Origin of the sequence: Corynebacterium pseudotuberculosis, from assembly GCF_002155265.1 — a bacterium.
Taxonomy (GTDB): Bacteria; Actinomycetota; Actinomycetes; order Mycobacteriales; family Mycobacteriaceae; genus Corynebacterium; species Corynebacterium pseudotuberculosis.
Genome location: NZ_CP021251.1, coordinates 1230695 through 1247131 on the forward strand (window position 1 = coordinate 1230695; position 16437 = coordinate 1247131).

Below are 16437 nucleotides of genomic sequence, written 5' to 3' on the forward strand. Positions count from 1 at the left end.
CCTCTGTTTTCTTCAGCGCTGAAGCTGTCGAGGCTAGTGTAGTATCCGTGCACTACATTTCGACAAGAGACACTTCCCAGACCCCTGTAGCGTTTACTGACATCCTCTTGGGAGGTCTCGCTCCAGATGGTGGTTTGTATCTTCCTGAGTATTACCCGCGTCTCGACGCTGCCACCCTAGACACCTGGCGCGGCATTCTTGCCCAGCAAGGCTATGCGGCGCTAGCAGCAGAAGTGCTTAAGCTCTTTGTCGACGACATCCCGGCTGAGGATCTAGAAGCTATTACTGCGCGCGCTTATACAACGCCTAAGTTTTCCGATGAGGAAATCGTTCCGGTGACCAAGCTTGAGGATGGCATCTATATAGGTCACCTCTCTGAGGGGCCCACTGCTGCATTTAAAGATATGGCCATGCAGCTCCTTGGCGAGCTCTTTGAGTATGAGTTGCTACGACGCAAGGAAACTTTAAACATCCTGGGTGCTACCTCTGGCGACACAGGTTCTTCTGCGGAATACGCTATGCGCGGACGCGCCGGTATCCGAGTGTTCATGCTTACCCCTAAAGATCGTATGACGCCGTTTCAGCAGGCCCAGATGTTTGGTCTAGACGATCCGAATATCTTCAATATTGCCTTAGAGGGTGTTTTTGATGACTGCCAAGACGTGGTCAAAGCGGTATCTTCAGACGCAGAATTTAAAGCAGACAACCATATCGGCGCGGTGAACTCAATTAACTGGGCTCGCTTGATGGCTCAAGTGGTGTACTACATTTCTTTGTGGCTCAAAGTAACTGAGAAAAGCAATCAAAAAGTTAGTTTCTGTGTTCCCACCGGCAATTTTGGTGATATCTGCGCAGGGCATATAGCTAAACAAATGGGATTGCCCATTGACAGGCTCATCGTTGCTACCAATGAAAACGATGTCCTGGATGAGTTTTTCAGAACTGGTGAATATCGTGTGCGTTCTGCGGCTGAGACCCTTGAGACCTCCTCGCCCTCGATGGATATTTCTCGGGCATCCAACTTTGAGCGTTTTATTTTTGACCTATTAGGAAGAGACTCCGAGCGCTGCGCAGAACTATTCGGGGAGCAAGTAAAGGCCGGCGGTTTCTCTCTCGCAGAGGACGATTCATTTGAACAAGCTGCCACCCATTATGGTTTTGCGTCGGGCAGCTCTACTCACGCAGACCGCATAGCCACCATTGCCGATTGTTATACGCGCCGGGGCCTGATGTTGGACCCTCATACCGCTGATGGTGTGAAAGTTGCGCGCGAGTGGGCCACTCAGATTGAAAGCCCTATTGTCTGCTTGGAAACCGCCCTGCCAGTTAAATTTACGGATACTATCGTTGAGGCCGTGGGGCGTGGTCCTGAGATACCAGAGCGTTTTACTGGGATTCTCGAGGCACAACGCCATGTCACCGATCTGCCTAATGACGTTGTTGCGGTGAAGAACTTTATTCTGGAAAGCATTGCTCGGGACTCTGCGTAACCCTAAATAACTTGTTCAAAACCGCCGGTTGTAAATATCGTCGGTTTTCACCTAAACATGCCGGGCACTAGGCTTTTATTAAAAGATCGCTACGTATTCTGAAGAGAGAGCACTATGGCACAAGAACAGTTTGCGGGCCCTGAATATTTTACCGAGTTTGATCCCAAGGCTTTCGCGGAAAAACTTAAAAAAGAAGCTGCTGAAAAAGCTGCGCGTGAAGCCTCCCAAGATAAGCAAGAAGCATCTGGGGATTAACTCACAGCGGAGAGAACCTTCGCTTTAGATAAAGGACTTTTACCATGCCAACGCCCAATTTTATCCTTAAGATCAGAGACAAGATTGGTCATGAGCCCTTGTTTCTTCCTGGGGTGACAGCCATCGTGATTAAGGACGTTCCAAAAGACGCTCCGATCACGGCAGTGCCGGAGGTGCTGCTGGTTAAAAGAAGCGATAATGGGGAATGGACGCCTGTTACAGGAATCGTGGAACCCGGTGAGCAACCACATGTAGCTGCGGCTCGGGAAGTGAAAGAAGAAACCTGCGTTGACGTAACAGTGGAGGCTCTGCTTGGGGTGGGGGCCGTGGGGCCTGTAGAACACGCAAACGGTGATGTTAGTTACTACATGGACACCGCAATGCGCTGTAGCGTCGTGGGAGACTGTGTTCCACGTGTAGGGGACGATGAGAGCACGGAGGTGCGTTGGTTCTCTGTCATGCAGATGCCACCAATGAAGCCGCGCTTCCGGTTGTTAGTGGGAGACGCAGTCGCACAGCTTAAGCGCCCAGAGGGCTTCCGCCCTCGGATGGGATATGAAAAGCGCGATCGCACAAGATAAGTGTTCGTTTTCTGGGGGGGGGTAGTATTACTAATAATTTGAACTCTGGCGTAATTTATTCCACATGAATGCTGTCTTGATCGCTGTTGTTGTGATGCTTGCGTTGGCCGTCGCACGAGTTCACGTGGTTTTAGCGCTTTTCATCGGCGCTTTAGTGGGCGGACTGGTGAGCGGCATCGGGCTTGACTCCACAATGGTTGCGTTCCAAGAAGGCCTGGCTGGTGGGGCAAAAATCGCGCTGAGCTACGCGATGCTGGGGGCCTTTGCCATGGCGGTGGCCAGCTCGGGACTTCCTAAGCTGCTAGCAGATGCGATCATGAAGCGTATCGACGCAGACTCCGAAGGCGCAGGCTCCAACGCCGTTGCCGTGACTAAGTGGTTGATGCTGGCAGGTATCTTGGCGATGGCAATTATGAGCCAGAATCTTATACCCGTGCACATTGCATTTATTCCGCTTATTGTTCCGCCACTGCTCGGGGTAATGAATAAGCTGAACCTTGACCGTCGATTGGTAGCGTGCGTGATCACTTTTGGTCTAGTGACCACGTATATGTGGATACCTCTCGGCTTTGGTTCGATCTTTCTTAATGAGATTCTCTTGGGCAACATCCAAGCAGCGGGCATGGATACGTCGGGGATCAACATCATAAAGGTGATGGGAATCCCTGCGCTCGGCATGCTCGTGGGGCTATTGATTGCTGTGTTTATTAGCTATCGACGCCCGCGTATTTACGCCTCTGTTGTTGTTGCGGAACAAGCTGGAAGTAATGGCGCTCAGCCAGAACGCGGGGCAGTTTCCCGCTATAAGGTCGCGGTTTCCATCGTGGCCATTGTGGTTACTTTTGTGGTTCAGATTGTTATGCAATCTGTGGACACCGAGGCAGATCCACTTCTTATAGGCACATTGGCTGGATTGGCTATTTTCATGCTCACTGGAGCCGTGAACTGGCGTGAAGCCGATGACGTCTTCAGCCAAGGTATGAAGATGATGGCGATGATTGGGTTCATCATGATCACGGCCCAGGGCTTTGCGTCGGTGATGAAGAAGACGGGAGAAGTCGAAGCGCTTGTTCATACTTCTGCTGAGTTATTTGGTGATAACAAAGCAATAGGCGCGCTGGTGATGCTGCTTGTCGGACTTGTGGTGACTATGGGAATCGGTTCTTCCTTTTCTACACTTCCGATCATCGCGACTATTTATGTTCCGCTTTGTACTGCTATGGGCTTTTCTCCCGCTGCCACTGTGGCAATTATCGGAGCTGCCGGCGCGTTGGGAGACGCTGGATCGCCTGCCTCAGATTCCACCCTTGGCCCGACTTCTGGTTTAAATGCGGATGGCCAGCATGACCATATTCGAGATTCGGTCATTCCTACCTTCCTTCACTACAACCTCCCGCTTATTGCATCGGGATGGGTTGCCGCGATGGTTCTTTAATGTAAAGCGGTACGGGAAGGCTAGAGGGCCGCTTCTAGCGGGATTTCTTGTAGCGCTACAAGCTAGCGCTACAAACTGCTATGTGAGGCGGTTTCTACCGTTTGGGGGTGTTATGCGGATTTGTTTGTGCTATTGGAGACGAAAATTTTTTCCACGAAACAAGTCGGTTTTAAAACTTTAAAAAACGCGCATAAACCCTTGTTGAGGGGTGGTCTTTAGGTTGTTTTTCCGGAATTTAACTGTGTTGCAAAACGGTCACGAGCGGCGCACATGAGGATAACGATTTTGTTTAAGGATGCGCGCGACCCCCTAGGTGTGTTTACAGTGGAGTCACACTGAAATCAACAGAAAGGTTGTATGGATGGGTGACATGGAAAACAAACTGGATCAGCTTGGTGGCAAAGCCAAAGAAGCTTTTGGAGAGGCTACGGAAAACGATAGCCTTGCCGATGAAGGCCGCGCAGATCAAACTAAGGCTGATGCCAAGGAAGCAGTCTCCAATGCCGGTGAAAAGGTAAAGGATGCTGCAAACAAAGTCTTGGGTTCTTTCCAAAAGGGAGAAGACAAGTAGTTATATAGCGCAAGCTAGATAAAACGTCAGAGTAGCACTGATTGCGATCTATTTAATATTATTTTCTTTATTGAAAATAAAACCACGGGCCTTGAGGGGTTCGGACCTGTGGAAATCAGGGATGTGTTGCTGGATGTTGGGTGAGGGATACAGCATTCAGCAACACATTTTTCAAAGTCTTTATTGGGAGCGTTTCACCTGAAGCGTTGTTGGAAAAGAAGAGGTTAAGAGGCCTTTATATAGAATCATAAAACCTGTAGGGTGAATGCACGTGCGATTTCTTAATGGTCAAATACCGCCGTACGAGCTGACATATCACGACGTTTTCATGGTGCCTTCAGTGTCTTCTGTAGGGTCACGAATGTCTGTGGATCTTGCTACGAGCGATGAAACAGGAACTACTATTCCACTTGTTATTGCAAACATGACCGCTGTCGCAGGCCGACGCATGGCGGAAACTGTTGCACGGCGCGGTGGTGTTGTCATACTTCCTCAAGACGTGCCAGCGGAGATCGCTGCGGAGACCATTGCACGGGTAAAAAATGCACACCCAGTATTTGAGTCGCCCATCACGGTCAAGCCTCACCATACTGTGGGGTACACGCGTAATTTGTTGCACAAGCGTGCGCATGGCGCGGCCATTGTGGTCGAAGGGGACCGCCCCGTGGGCGTGGTCACCGAAAAAGATATTGCAAAGGTAGATAACTTTGCCCAGGTGGGGACGCTCATGTCGGCTAATGTGATGACATTACCCAGCAGTATTACTCCCCAAGAGTCTTTCCGCATACTCAATGAGCACGGGCGCAGGTTGGCACCTGTGGTCGCGAGCGATGGCACTCTCGTGGGTATTGTGACCAAGCAGTCCGCTTTGCGCGCTACGTTGTACAAACCAGCCCTCGACGCCGACGGAAAACTCCGTGTGGGCGCCGCAATTGGAATCAACGGCGACGTTGCGGGACGTGCACAAAAGCTTATCGACGCAGGCGCAGACGTCCTTGTCGTGGATACTGCGCATGGACATCAGACGCACACCATGGAAGCCCTGAAGAAAGTTCGCGCGCTCAATCCGCCAGTGCCGGTTGCCGCGGGCAACGTGGTGACTGCCGACGGCGTACATGATCTGGTGGCAGCTGGAGCAGACATTATTAAAGTCGGAGTGGGGCCTGGTGCTATGTGCACGACTCGCATGCAGACTGGGGTGGGGCGGCCACAGTTCAGCGCTGTTCTGGAGTGTGCCGCGGAGGCTAAGAAACTTGGTGCACATGTGTGGGCTGACGGTGGTGTGCGTGATCCTCGCGACGTTGCCTTGGCGCTCGCCGCCGGTGCATCGAACGTGATTATTGGCTCATGGTTTGCCGGTACCTTCGAATCTCCTGGAGACATGCACTATGACCTCGATGGTCGTATGTACAAGGAATCCTTTGGTATGGCCTCGCGCCGTGCGGTAGTAAACCGCAACTCGGATACTGAGGCGTTTGAAAAAGCCCGCCGCGAGATGTTTGAAGAGGGAATTTCCTCCGCAAAGATCTACCTTGAAGAGGGGAAAGGCGGGGTGGAAGATCTTATAGACCACATCATTTCTGGCGTGCGTTCCTCCTTTACCTATGCCGGCTCAGATAGCATAGCTACCTTCCAAGATCGGGCCGTGGTCGGAGTTCAGTCGGCTGCGGGTTTTGCCGAAGGCATGGCACGGCCGACTCGTTAAACACCCACAAAGTTCAATCCCCGTGGGGAGACGCTTGCCGCGTCTCCCCACGGGGATTTTATGTATAAGAGCAATTATTCAAAGTTCAGCTTGTAATTCTCAGGCGCAACCAAACCGGCTTTTTCGCACGCCCAAAACGATGCGAATGCCAGAATGATAGGTGCAACAACAAAGATCGCAAGGATGATGAGGACGTTGGATACAGACCAACCCCATCCTTCGGCATTTAATGCCGCCAAGGGCCCCACTAGCCCGGATATGCCAAAGCCTGCGGAAATCGGGGTACCGGAGATCCCCAGCGCTCCGCCTGCAGCACCCAGAACTGCAGCGCTGAGTGCTAACGGTAAGAAGTTGATGGGACGCCCCCAGATATTTGCCATGTGGACTTTTGGAGACCCCAGAATCGGTAGGAGGGAAGTAGCCACCCCGTTGGCTTTCCATCCGGCGATCGCCAGGCCGAAACCGGCAGCCACCACGCCTAAGTTGGCGGTTCCGGAAGCTACTCCGGACATATAGATTGCTGTGGCAATGCCAACTGTAGAGATAGGGGAGACAATTCCGAGCGCAAAGGCGACGGCCAAGATCGCTCCCATAACTATCGGTTGAAGGCCCGTGGCTCCATTGATTACGTCGCCAAGCCAAACGCTAAAAGCATCCACCGCAGGGTAAGTAACTACCCAACCGATGCCGCCTGCAACGACGATGACGATTGTAGATAGCAATAAAATTGTGTAATTTCCCAGCTTAGGGCCGATGAACAGCACTAGTCCCACCGCAAGGGCCGCAGTGAGCCCTGTGTTAATAACGAGTCCTGTGCCCTGGAGATGGAAACCGCCATTGGGGTCTACGGCGGCAACGCCCGAGCCCAGCACTGCCGCAATTCCTACGCTCGCTGTCTGGATCGGGGTCAGTTTGAACTGCATGGCTACCAAAACGCCAATGAGGATGGGCAGCATGGAAGAAGATAACGTCACCAGCATGAGTAGCGTTTTCAGGGCAGGCCAGTGTGGGACAAGCGCCTTGAGCAGCTCGCCGAGGAGCGCCTGAGGGACCAGCGCCACCACAACGGCGATAGAGATTCCGTTGAGAACATTCATGGTGAAGGAACCGAGTGAGCCTCGGGATGATTCTGTGTTTCTAGACATAGAGGCCCTTCGCGATAGCTGATAAATAAAAAGAGTTCGCGTGCCCGCTCAGGCTCGCTTACAACGTCCACAGTTGCCAACACTGCTCGACGCGGCATGTTGGGCAATGATATCCACAAAATAGAAAAATTAATAATATTCCGTCTGAAATGCTGAATATTCTGCATAGTATTTTGTAGGGTGGTGGACACTCTCTTATGGAGAGGGGGTAGGGGGCGGGGTGGCGGTGCAAAATGATGAAGCTAAAACGTCATGCTCGTCAAGTTCAGCAAGCGTTAAGACTTGTGCTCTATGTGGTCTTTTTTGGGGTGAAAGTACCCCTGAATTGCGAAAGTTGCGGGACTTGTAAGCCCTGTTTGGTACATTGGCTACCCCGATAAGTGGGGATACTTAAAAAGTAGCGGGGTCATCCAATCTCATTAAGGTTAGATTAACCTAACTAAAGAGGATTATGATGTGTCATCGTTCCCTCATTGGTTCATTTGAAATGGAGTTGTTCGTTGAAGAATCAACGTTTCCGGCACATACTTACAACAACGGTGGCATGTGCAACACTTATATCCCTCACAGTTCCCAATGCTATTGCTGAACCTGAATCCAAAGTTGTGCAGGATCCCAGCGCGATTGCAACCTCTGATAGCACCCCTGAACTGCCAGCATCCGAGGAAACGACTGTTGACGCTGAAGACGATAAAGGCGTTGATCCCAATGCGATTTCTGCGGCGCTGAAAGACCTTGATAAAGAGATTAAGGGCGCAGGCGATAAGGCCGTTTCTGTAGCCGACGGAATTTTGGGAGACAAAGGCGCTGCGGAGGAAAAGAAGCCTGCTGCCGCCGCTGCCGTGGATCGAAAAGATAAAGGGAGCACGTTAACTTGGGGCGTGCGTTCCTCGTTTAACAACTACACCGGTGGCCCTACCGCAATGCTTGACGACGCGACTCAGAATGACAAAAAGAATCAATTTACCTTTAATCTAGAGTCGGTTTCCTATGAAAGTGACACCGAAAAGCTGGAAGCAAAGTTTAAGGGGGGTGTTCACTATCAAAAATACTGTGACGATAACACCAATCATACTGGTTGCAAGCTGGACCTAAAGATTGAGAACCCTCGGATCGTGATGAGCAAGGATGGCTCACATGTCTTTGCTAAGGTTTCTTCAAAAAAATATAACTCCAATGAGACTTACACTAACAGCGGCACGGATGATGCGAAGCCGATAGCACAGCTCTACACCGCTAATGCCGTTTTTGAAGAAAAAGATGGCAAGGTTACCTGGTCTGAAATTCCTACGTTGCTCACTCAAGATGGCAGCGAGATGTTCTCGAATTTCTACCCCGTTAATAGCTCCCTTGATCCACTGACGTTTAGCTTTGATGAGTCCAAGCTCGAGGGGGATAAGGACTCCTATAAGCGTTTGTCCACCGACAACGCTAAATATGTTGTGTCCTCACAAAAATTTGATAACCAAGTAAACTATGAGCTGCATCGTGAGCTGTTCAAGTTTAAAGATCACATTATTGTTGCCACATCGGATCATCGCTTCACCCCGAATGACAAGGCTGGGTTTGCTCTGCTCAATCGCGATTTAGCGGAGAAGTCCTTTAAGGGCGTGAAGATCAATGGCTATGGCGCCGTTGCCTTTGATGAGGCTAAGGGCGATCTCTACTATGTTGCCAAAAAGACTGACACGAAGCCTTTTGATGACGATACAAAGTCCCTGTATAAGATCCACGTGGATGTGGAAACGGGATTCGGTGAACCACAACTTGCTCACACGTTTGCTGAGGAGATCACCGCTGTAGGCTACAACCCGGCAAGTAAAGATGTTGTTGCCGTTACTCAAAAGCAAACGGCTATTGTTAACCAAAGCACAATCACGCCGGTTGTATTGCCTGAACAGAGTGAGCTTGTGAAGGAGTCCGGTTTTACTGAGCCTAAAAACCTTTATGGCTCTATTGTGAGCTACTCGCCAGCGGTTAATGAGCTTCTACCTGTAGAAGATGGCTCTTTTGTTCTGAACGGTGACTCCGCTAGCGCCAAGAAAGATGGCAAGCAATACTATGGCCTGATGGTTTCCATTAACCCTAAGAATGCAAAGCCTGCAAAGCTTCTCGGGGAATCGGCAACGGAAAATATCGGTATCCAGTCCAGCGCTGCTCGGATTAACCGCGAAACTATTGTTCGATACAACAAGAACGCTTCTGAATCTCACGCTGTTGCTCAGTCGTTCCGACTAAAAGACGGCAACCTGGTCAAAGAAAGCGCCGATGCCATCACGGGCACGGATGCTGACGTTAAAAACTGGGGTAATGCCTTTGTTATGGACGATGGCACCATTATGGCGCTGGACAGCAAAGACGGCATGATCAAGCACGTTGATGCGAAGAACTTTAAGAATGTTCAAAACGAGAAAACGGATGAGCATGGACGGAAGTTTGAGTCAATAGCGCTTCCTAAAGGTGCAAAGACTGCTGAGCATCAGCATGGTTCCATCTTGCAGCTTGATAAGGGAACCTTCTACGTTCCTTCCTTTGACGATGTGAAAGGCGAGTCTGAGGAAACATATGCGCTGAGGAAAGTTTATGATCCAAAGTTTACGCCTGAGGCTCAGAAGCAGGGGCAGGAGTTTCCTAAGGTAGAGGAGCAGAAAGATACTCCCCGAGAAAGCAAGAGCTTCCTGAGTAAAACATGGAAGGTTGTTCTTGGCGTTCTCGGTGCTCTTGGCGGAATTCTGGGAATTCTTGGTGCGGCTAACCATTTCTTTGGTGAGCAGATTCGTAGTTTCTTAGACCGGTTCCATAACTAGGGTAGAAGGTTTAATCACCCCTCTGGCAATTCGACACTGGCTTTTATCTGATTGCCGGAGGGGGGGTGCTGTGGGCGCCTTTGCGCTGGGGGTAGATCAAAGGTGCGATGAGGCGTGGGATGTGTAGCCGCCACGTCTACGAAGAGAGCAAGGCTTGCCTTGCCTTATTGAAAGTTATTAAGAGTTAGGAAATAGTGTGTTAAAAAAGTTCGCTGTGCCCATGGTGGCCGTGATTGGCGCTGCTGGTATGTGCGTACCGCAGGCTATTGCTGATGAGGCTGTTGCTGCTAAAGAATGCTCCGTTCAGGTTGTAAGCGGTTCTGTTAAGTGGGGCATTAAGCATTCCTGGAGAAACTACATCCAAGGAAATATTGCCCACGGCAAATGGGAAACTTCTGGTGCAGTCACCGAGGGGACTAGTGATAAGAAGAACAAAGATTTCCAGTTTAAGTTTGAGGTGGATCCCGCTCACACCAAGATTGCTGTTGAAAACGGAAAAATTACCACTTCTGAGATTAGGACTAAGGACTCTTCCATTACCTTCACAGGGCACCATGATGCGCTCTATAGCCAAGTGAAATCTCCCATTATAAAAACATCCGGGGACACTGTGAGCGCTGGTAGCGGATACCTGGGGTACTACGTTCCTGGTAAGAAGATGGCAGAATACACAAAGGACGACCGGACTGACGCGAACAAAAAGCAGGGGGAGGGGATTTTTTCTAAAGGCAAAGTAGAGACGGCGTCCCTCAGCGGAGATACGCTCACCTTGAAAGGCAGCAACCTCCGGTACACCCCTCAACCGGGTACAAAGGATGGAAAGATTGAGGGCGTTGACGTCCTCTTCATGGGAATTTATAACGGAAACTATTTGCCTGAAGTCGATGATGTTGATGTTGAGCTGAAGGTGAAGAACAACTGCGGCAATATCAGCGGTACGGCCAACCCTGCTGCTGACCATGGAACTCCTGGTTCTCTTTCAAAGCCTTGGGCTATCGTCCTAGGAATTCTTGGTGGGTTTGCTGCGTTAGCTGGTTTGTTCCATGTTTTTATGAATTCCGGCCTTCTGCAGAATCTTCCTTTTTTCAATCGCTAAACGCGGCTAGATAGGTTATGGGTCTATTGCTTGAATGGGCAGTATTGCAGACCCGGCGATGCCTGGCGCTTGGTTGTTGTAAGGCTTCTTTAAAAAACAAGCTGGTCAGGCGCAAACCGATCAAACTGTAGGGATATCCCTGATCGTAGAACCGCTCCCCGCTAGTTGGTGTCTGTTTCTCAGACCAACTAGTGGGGAGCGGTTTTAGCGTAGCTATCGTTCTACTGCTTGAACTGGGAGCGATGAAGCAAGTGCGCATCTCGGATGCATCTTGGAATCCGCGTTAGAAGTAGAAAGCTGCCCCATCACAATCGCGAAAGACTGGGGAGGGGACTGGGAATTCTAGTATCGAGGGATACATTGTTCATTCAAGCGGGGGGGGCAAAAGTCGTTTCAGGGTAACTTTTTATTGATAAGATTTATCATTGCAATAGCCATATTATGCAGTTTTATTGCTGTGAGAATCTTTTAGTTGGCTGTACATATTCTGATAGAGAAGGCCTTGTGATCGCAAAAATTGCAGTGAAATCAGTCCTCAAGGGGGCGGCATCGTGGATTGCCTTATTGGTTACTTCAGTTGCACTTTCTATTGTGCTTACTCTCAATATTGCGCTCATCGTTGCAGGTATAGCCGTTAGTGGAGAAGCCCAGCAAGCCTATATCGGTATGGGAGGGGTTGCTTTAGGGTTCACTATTCTTACTGGGCTCGCTTCATTCAGTTTGGTAGTAAGCACTTGTGTGCGTCTGCAACGGCGCGATGTTGCGCTCTGGCAGATCGTGGGAATTCTGCCTCATACCGCTTTTATCATTCTCCTATTAGAAGTATTGCTTGTTAGTTTTGTATCGGCAGTCGTTGGGGCGTTTGCGACGCTAGCAGTTTGGCCGGCGTATGCGCGATTCGTTGAAGGCAGTGGCTTGCCCCACAGCGAGGTTCTTCAGCAAAGTATTCCAATTTCTGCGCTCATTATTGGCGTGATGGTGACTGTTACTGTTAGCGTTCTTACAGGAATTCGCGCTGCCCAGAGGATAGTGCATGCCGACCTCGTAGAAGGCGCTCAGTCTTCTTCTGCCTTTTGGGATAAATCTCCATCGACTTTTATTCGCCTATGTAAAGCGATAGTTGGCATAGGTCTGCTCTTAGGTGTTATTGCGATTTACTGGGCAATCGGAAAATTAGAACATATAACTGAACCACAAAAAGTTGGCGACTTCCTTACAACTTATCCTGGTATGGGGATCCTGCTTTGCATCACATTTGTGTTCATGGGGACACCTCTAATTCACATATTTATAAAGCTGATTGCCCACCTTCCTGGGAGAATTCCACATTTTTTAGCGTCCAGGGAAGCTACCGCTCGTCCATCTTTAACTAGAGCTCTTGTTGTCCCCATCAGTCTGGCCGCGGCAGCGGTTGGAATAATGACCTCTTGGGTTTCCAAAATAAAAGACGTCCTTCAGATCACCAGCGGGTCTTCAAGCTCTGTTTCCGCTCCTCCTGAGCAAATGGCCCTTCTTCTTGCAGGCCCCATCGTCGCAGCATGCGTTGCTGCCTCATCAATCATTTTTGCGACGGCTACAAGTAGGTGGGAAGACAATGCTCTTCTTGTAGTTTCTGGTTCGACTCCAGGTGCAGCTTATGTGAAAGCAATAGCTGAAGCGCTGATCTACGCCAGCGTCTCACTCGCCTGTGCTTATATCCTCATTATTGTTAATGAGTTTGCTATGGTGGCTGCTCTCTCTGCTGGACCTATTCCTTCCGCGCCTCTATCCATTCCAGGTTTGTCAGCTGCCGGAGTCGTTGTATTCGGTACGGTGCTCATACTTTTTATGCTGCTCGTTGTGACGCTTACAGGTTTTAGAAAACAATCAATTGCTGTCGTTTTAGGAAATAAATAATGCCTATGCTCATAACCGCCACCGGCGTAAAAAAGACCTTTGGAAAAGGAGAACAAAAAGTTGATGTTTTAAAGGGCATTGACCTTGAGGTGTCTTCAGGAGAGTTTGTTGCAATCGTAGGTAAGTCTGGTTCGGGCAAATCAACGTTGCTGTATTGCTTAAGTGGATTACTTTCCCCTGATTCAGGTTCTGTTCACCTAGCAGGCCAGTGCATTACTTCTGCATCACCACGCAAAGTTGCTGCGATTCGCAGAGAAAGTGCGAGTTTTATCTTTCAAGACCTCAACCTGATTAGCTCACTCACGGTTGCTGACAATATACGGTTGCCTGCAAAACTATCTGGGCACAACCCAAATAGACGAGCAATCAAGGAAGTACTTCACGATGTGGGGCTGACGGGATGCGAAAATAAATACCCAAACCAGCTGTCTGGAGGCCAACAGCAGCGGGTTGCCATAGCACGGTCTCTTGTTCGCGCTCCCCAAATACTCTTTGCTGATGAGCCTACGGGAGCTCTAGATGTGGACACGAGCTCAACGGTTCTGAAATTGCTGCACAAAACTATTACTCAGGAGACATCTCTAGTCATGGTTACCCATGATTTAGACATAGCTGCAACGGCGGATAGGGTTGTTGTACTTCAGGAAGGTCTCACAGGAAAAATACTTCACCGTCCAACAGCCGCTGAAGTATTTGAAGCCTTGCACTAGTTTGGAATGCAGGGGCGTTCGTTTCACTGATATTGAATTTTGTGCTTAGCCTAAACAGAATCTCCCTTCACCGAAGGGATCAGCGAACGCTGCCTGTTAAGTTGAGCTCATGGTCGAACGCGACGGGGGAGCCCACAGCATTGGTGGCATTATCTGTGGACTGTGTGAGCGTGAACGACCACTCTAAGAAACGCCTGCGCTACATCAGCTAAAGACGGTGCTTCAATGGTTTATGTCGTGGCCTTCAATGAAAGCCACGATTCAGCTGAGAGAAGGATGACTAGGTTTGTTATGTGTGATGCTCTCAGTCAGTTCGACGCCAAAGCACGCGGCAATTATCAGCGTGGCTATATTCAGGATCAAGTTACGCAAACGACGGGCCCCTTAGTCTCCCGGTACTCAAGCAATTGAAGGAGTCCTCAGTCCTTTTACAAGAGCTTCTTTGAAGCTGTTTTTCTGCTGGGCCCTTCCTATGTAAGGCCATTTCAATCACTCCTGGCTCTCGATTTCTGTTTAAAGCTGTAGGTAGTGGACTGGTTGAATGCTATGTAGCAGCGTGAAAGCTATCAGTAGATAACCAGAAATGACACTTCCCCGAGCTCATGAGAGAGCCTGGGGAAGTGTGTGCAATGATTCTACGTATAGCCACTGGTCATATGCGTAAACCCCACTAGAGGGGGATTTGGAAAACTTCACTCGCCCGCCGTGGCCTGCGCAAACACACATTCCCTCACTTTCCCCTAAAACTCCCGTGACCAGTGTAAATATATTCCCCCATCTAGGGCGGAGTAAATCGCCCACAATGTGCCTAAATAGTAAGGAATAGACAAACTCCCCACCGAAGCAGAAACGGTGGGGAGTCTCCTGTGTTCTAGCGCCTACATCTTGGGGCGCATATCGGAGACGTTCGGAGCTACACCATCTTTCATCATCTTCTTGATGGTGTCCTTGATAGCGTCACCGAAGTTATCAAGCCCTGTGCCCTTATAGGCGGTGTTGAACTCGCACACAATCGCATTCACCTTTTGGTCAAGAGTCTTGTTGGACTCCACAATCTTCTGAATGTTCTTGTTGGCGGTGTTCGCCTTGTGGGTGGGAACCTTGCCAAAGTTCTTGTTGAACTTGAAATCTACACTGTTAAATCACCTCAATCCGGTGCTGAACAGCATAGGCCCTTGCACCGACATTAGGCGGGGAGTGGTAGAACAACTGTACTAATTCGCTCGCATTGTTGAATTCTTGGGCGTGTCTGATGGCTCAGTGTCTGAGGCAAGTGAGGTGATAGAGACCTTGCAAACTTCTTGCGCGGAATTTTGTGTTTTCAATATCATAAGAAGTATGCATAAGTCAATTAAGCTTGATAGGTAAATGCAATGGTGATTGCACAAGCAAAGCTAGAATCCAAGCTCTGGGAAGCTGCAAACTCATTGCGCGGTGCAATGGATGCAGCAGATTACAAGAACTACGTCTTTCCGGTGTTTTTCTGGAAATGGATTAGCGACAACTGGGAACTAGGGCACACAAAATTCCTTGCAGACGTAGAGAGGGCAAGACCTCGATGAAACAACCCTTGCGGAAGTGGAAGCTGACTATCACATCTTCACCGTGCCTGACGGCACCCGCTGGTCACAGATCTTTCGCAATGAGGGGTGCTGGAAGACATTGCAAAAGATAAGAACAGCAAGCTCAATCCATCTACTTACCTTGATATCTGCGTTAAGCACGCCATGGACTTGATTGCGCAATCCAATTCAGACCGCCTTGCAAACATCTTTGGCGATGTTCACTACGCCGACCAAGAACGCCTACCAGCATCAGCACTCATTGGACTGTTGAAGCCATTTGATTAAGCCTCCCTTGATCATGAGAACGCGCCGGGCGACCTCATGGGCGCTGCGTACGAATACCTTTTGAAGCGCTTTGTAGATGACGCAGGGCAAAAGGTGGGAGAATTCTTCACCCCGCGTTCAGTTGTTCACCTGATTACCCGCTTGCTCAAGCCACAAGAGAATGAAACCGTTTATGATCCTACTTGTAGCACAGGTGGCATGTTGTTTGAGCCTGTGGCAGCGGTAGACGCAAACGGTGGAGACACACGAACTTGACCTGTACGGTCAAGAGACCCAGTTAATCGGTGTATGAATATGTACATTCATAACCTGCCAGACCACAACATCATGCGTGGTGACACTTTGTGTGAACCAAAGTTCACAGAGGGTTATAGCGCACTCAAGAAGTTTGATGTGGTCATCGCCAAACGTTGGTTAGGGATATTGATACCAGATAACGGTGTGTCCGGCTGGGCGCTAGAGGCATAGAAATTGCGCCTTTACCAGTGGAAACGGCAGGACTGAGGCGAATTCTGCGTAGATCGGTGATCTTCTAATACTGGTTCTGAGGTGCTGCCTCGGGGGGGGCAGCTCGGAGGAATGGCTTCGCTCAGTCCCGTGGGATGCACCCAGCGCAGTGGCCACCGCGTGAGCCGTCAAAACGTATGCGGTGGCGTCAAAAGGCTAAGAATTCTTGCTGGCGAGTCCATACTGGTAGGCCCTGCGGTGCTGACGCGATGAGATTCTTTCGGCTTTGGTTGACGGCGATCGCTACCGAGTACTGTGCCCGGGTAACCGCTACGTAGAATGCGCAAGCGCTCTTCTCTTTAAGCTCTATACCTTTGAGGCAGAAGTTTTGGATTGGTCCCGTCGCCAGGATGATCACTCGCTGGTAGGTACGCCCTTTTGAATTGCCG

The 16437-nt window shown here is 49.9% G+C and carries 16 protein-coding genes; 14 read left to right on the forward strand and 2 right to left on the reverse strand.

The window, feature by feature from the left end:
* The first annotated feature begins 47 nt into the window (after positions 1-47).
* The 6 genes from thrC (at position 48) to CpATCC19410_RS05805 (ending at position 6037) form a co-directional block, all read left to right on the forward strand.
* Positions 48-1490: a threonine synthase gene (thrC, locus tag CpATCC19410_RS05785; protein ID WP_013242339.1), complete on the forward strand. Its 1443-nt coding sequence runs from the start codon at positions 48-50 to the stop codon at positions 1488-1490.
* Between the two features lie 114 nt (positions 1491-1604).
* On the forward strand, positions 1605-1745 hold the full coding sequence (locus CpATCC19410_RS10840; protein ID WP_013242338.1) for a hypothetical protein: 141 nt from the start codon (positions 1605-1607) through the stop codon (positions 1743-1745).
* A gap of 44 nt (positions 1746-1789) precedes the next feature.
* Positions 1790-2326 (forward strand): NUDIX hydrolase, encoded by a 537-nt coding sequence (locus tag CpATCC19410_RS05790; protein WP_013242337.1) that lies wholly within the window; start codon positions 1790-1792, stop codon positions 2324-2326.
* 64 nt (positions 2327-2390) lie between these two features.
* Positions 2391-3761 carry a Na+/H+ antiporter family protein gene (locus tag CpATCC19410_RS05795; RefSeq protein WP_014401295.1) on the forward strand — a complete coding sequence of 457 codons (1371 nt, stop codon included), beginning with the start codon at positions 2391-2393 and terminating at the stop codon, positions 3759-3761.
* Positions 3762-4122: 361 nt separating this feature from the next.
* Positions 4123-4332, forward strand: coding sequence for a CsbD family protein (locus CpATCC19410_RS05800; RefSeq protein ID WP_013242335.1), 210 nt, complete (start codon positions 4123-4125; stop codon positions 4330-4332).
* A gap of 271 nt (positions 4333-4603) precedes the next feature.
* A complete protein-coding gene (locus CpATCC19410_RS05805) occupies positions 4604-6037 on the forward strand; it encodes a GuaB1 family IMP dehydrogenase-related protein (protein WP_014401293.1) in 1434 nt (477 codons plus the stop codon).
* A gap of 74 nt (positions 6038-6111) precedes the next feature.
* Here CpATCC19410_RS05805 and CpATCC19410_RS05810 read toward each other — a convergent pair whose 3' ends face one another.
* Positions 6112-7182 (reverse strand): PTS sugar transporter subunit IIC, encoded by a 1071-nt coding sequence (locus CpATCC19410_RS05810; RefSeq protein ID WP_013242333.1) that lies wholly within the window; start codon positions 7180-7182, stop codon positions 6112-6114.
* A gap of 500 nt (positions 7183-7682) precedes the next feature.
* On the opposite strand from CpATCC19410_RS05810, the gene CpATCC19410_RS05815 reads away from it, so the two are divergent.
* From CpATCC19410_RS05815 to CpATCC19410_RS05830, 4 genes are all read left to right on the forward strand, one after another.
* Positions 7683-9989 (forward strand): HtaA domain-containing protein, encoded by a 2307-nt coding sequence (locus CpATCC19410_RS05815; RefSeq protein WP_014401292.1) that lies wholly within the window; start codon positions 7683-7685, stop codon positions 9987-9989.
* A gap of 196 nt (positions 9990-10185) precedes the next feature.
* Positions 10186-11085, forward strand: a complete 900-nt coding sequence (locus CpATCC19410_RS05820; protein ID WP_013242331.1) for an HtaA domain-containing protein — start codon at positions 10186-10188, stop codon at positions 11083-11085.
* A 441-nt stretch (positions 11086-11526) separates the two neighbouring features.
* Complete coding sequence (locus CpATCC19410_RS05825) at positions 11527-12981, forward strand: FtsX-like permease family protein (RefSeq protein WP_013242329.1); 1455 nt, start codon at positions 11527-11529, stop codon at positions 12979-12981.
* A complete protein-coding gene (locus tag CpATCC19410_RS05830) occupies positions 12981-13691 on the forward strand; it encodes an ABC transporter ATP-binding protein (protein WP_013242328.1) in 711 nt (236 codons plus the stop codon). The genes CpATCC19410_RS05825 and CpATCC19410_RS05830 overlap by 1 nt, the downstream gene beginning before the upstream one ends.
* Positions 13692-14569: 878 nt before the next feature.
* Here CpATCC19410_RS05830 and CpATCC19410_RS10845 read toward each other — a convergent pair.
* Positions 14570-14743: a hypothetical protein gene (locus CpATCC19410_RS10845; protein ID WP_014300834.1), complete on the reverse strand. Its 174-nt coding sequence runs from the start codon at positions 14741-14743 to the stop codon at positions 14570-14572.
* Positions 14744-15064: 321 nt separating this feature from the next.
* Between CpATCC19410_RS10845 and CpATCC19410_RS05840 the strand changes: the two genes are divergently transcribed.
* The 4 genes from CpATCC19410_RS05840 (at position 15065) to CpATCC19410_RS05855 (ending at position 16009) form a co-directional block, all read left to right on the forward strand.
* Positions 15065-15253 (forward strand): type I restriction-modification system subunit M N-terminal domain-containing protein, encoded by a 189-nt coding sequence (locus tag CpATCC19410_RS05840; protein ID WP_013242326.1) that lies wholly within the window; start codon positions 15065-15067, stop codon positions 15251-15253.
* Between the two features lie 87 nt (positions 15254-15340).
* A complete protein-coding gene (locus tag CpATCC19410_RS05845; RefSeq protein WP_013242325.1) occupies positions 15341-15541 on the forward strand; it encodes a hypothetical protein in 201 nt (66 codons plus the stop codon).
* Positions 15542-15577: 36 nt separating this feature from the next.
* On the forward strand, positions 15578-15796 hold the full coding sequence (locus tag CpATCC19410_RS05850; RefSeq protein WP_013242324.1) for an HsdM family class I SAM-dependent methyltransferase: 219 nt from the start codon (positions 15578-15580) through the stop codon (positions 15794-15796).
* Positions 15797-15835: 39 nt separating this feature from the next.
* Positions 15836-16009, forward strand: a complete 174-nt coding sequence (locus tag CpATCC19410_RS05855; RefSeq protein ID WP_014300833.1) for a hypothetical protein — start codon at positions 15836-15838, stop codon at positions 16007-16009.
* Positions 16010-16437: the final 428 nt, after the last annotated feature.